Origin of the sequence: Roseomonas aerilata DSM 19363 (assembly GCF_000711725.1) — a bacterium.
Lineage (GTDB): Bacteria > Pseudomonadota > Alphaproteobacteria > Acetobacterales > Acetobacteraceae > Roseomonas > Roseomonas aerilata.
The window spans coordinates 1-1452 of record NZ_JONP01000144.1 but is presented as its reverse complement, the minus strand read 5'-3'; the positions used below and the strand labels follow the sequence as shown (position 1 = coordinate 1452).

General features: G+C 66.2%; 2 protein-coding genes and 1 pseudogene. 2 read left to right on the top strand and 1 reads right to left on the bottom strand.

What is annotated here, in order from left to right; translation table 11 throughout:
- Window positions 1-90: 90 nt before the first annotated feature.
- Window positions 91-708 (bottom strand): annotated as a pseudogene (locus BO39_RS29435) (IS66 family transposase); the annotation flags it as partial.
- Between the two features lie 223 nt (window positions 709-931).
- Between BO39_RS29435 and BO39_RS33890 the strand changes: the two are divergent.
- A complete protein-coding gene (locus BO39_RS33890) occupies window positions 932-1270 on the top strand; it encodes a hypothetical protein (RefSeq protein ID WP_169742907.1) in 339 nt (112 codons plus the stop codon).
- On the top strand, window positions 1255-1374 hold the full coding sequence (locus BO39_RS33535; protein ID WP_408735197.1) for a hypothetical protein: 120 nt from the start codon (window positions 1255-1257) through the stop codon (window positions 1372-1374). The genes BO39_RS33890 and BO39_RS33535 overlap by 16 nt, the downstream gene beginning before the upstream one ends.
- Window positions 1375-1452 lie beyond the last annotated feature (78 nt).

Genomic DNA, 1452 nt, shown 5'->3' with positions numbered 1-1452 from the left:
ATCGGCCGCCTGCTCAAGACCTTCATCCCAGCCGAGTACAGGAACTACCTCGCCAACTCAGGCTATGCGTTCGAGTAGGGTGGAAAAGCTCTAGTGCCGCGCCCAGTCATGGCTGCCCGCGAGCAATTCGTTCTTGCGGTCGAGGGCGACCCGGCGGATGGCGAGCTTGACCACGTTTGAGTCCACCTGGACCCGGCCGTCGTCGAGGATCACGGTTAGGCTCGGCCGGTGCCGCAAGACGTAGCGGATTGCCTTAGCCAGGTCCGAGGCGGCGGAGACACGGCCCTGATGTGCCTGTAGCCAAGCATGCAGGGGCTCGACGAGGAGGCGGCTTCGCGCCTGCCGCGCATGTCGCCTGTGCGCGGCAGGATGGCCGCGGAGCTGGCCTTCGGTGGCATAAAGCTCTTGGACCTGCGCCAGCACCTCGGCCGCGAGCGGTGACCCGGTGGAGGCATGGAATTCGTAGAAGTACCTACGCATGTGGGTCCAACAAAAGGCGAGGGTGACTGGGTCGCCGGCGCGGTTGCCCGCCAGCCGCTTGAACCCGGCATAGCTATCCACCTGCAGCACGCGCCAGAACATTGACATGTGCCCAGCGGGGCGCTGACCCTTGCGGTCGTCGGTGTAGGCATAGGCCGCGACCGGGTGCCCTGGGCCGCACCATGGCCGGTCATCGACTACATAGCACCAGAGCCGCCCGGTCGTGGTCTGGCCGGGGTCGAGGCGGCAGCGTCGTGTCGTCGGCGAACAGCTTGGCCGCGGACAACGCCATGCCGAGGATCAGGTCGTAGAGCGGGGTCAGCCTCCAGCAGGCCCGGCCGACCTAGACCAGATGTCCGTCTGAGGCGGGGTGGCCCGCCTCGAACTGTGCAGGATGATCGAGGGTTGCGCCGGGTGGGCGGTCGCCCTGCCTCAGCACAGGAGACGGGCCGTGGGAGAGAGTATCACCTTTGTCGGGCTGGACGTGCACAAGGCGACGATCGCCATTTGTGTGGCGGAGGCCGTGCGGGATGGCGAGGTGCGGTTCGTGGGGGAAATCCCCAACGAGCCGGCGGCGCTGGATAAGCTAGTAGCCCAGCTCGGCCGGGGCGGTCGGATCCTGCGCTTCGCCTACGAGGCTGGACCATGTGGTTACGGGGTCTACCGGCACCTCCGCGACCGCGGCCACGATTGTGTGGTGGTCGCCCGGAGCCTCGCAAGGTCCCGCTCCCCTACGACAAGGCCCTCTATCGGCAGAGGCACCGCATCGAGAACATGTTCGGGCGTCTGAAGGACTGGTGCCGCATCGCTATGCGCTACGACCGATGCGCCCACACCTTCATGTCCACCATCCTCCTCGGCGCCACCGTGCTCTTCTGGATTAAGAGCACCTAACGAAACCTGCTGGTGAGCGTTTTGCGGGGCATGGCGAAGCCCCTGGTTCCGGATGATCTCTGGGCGGCGATCGAGCCG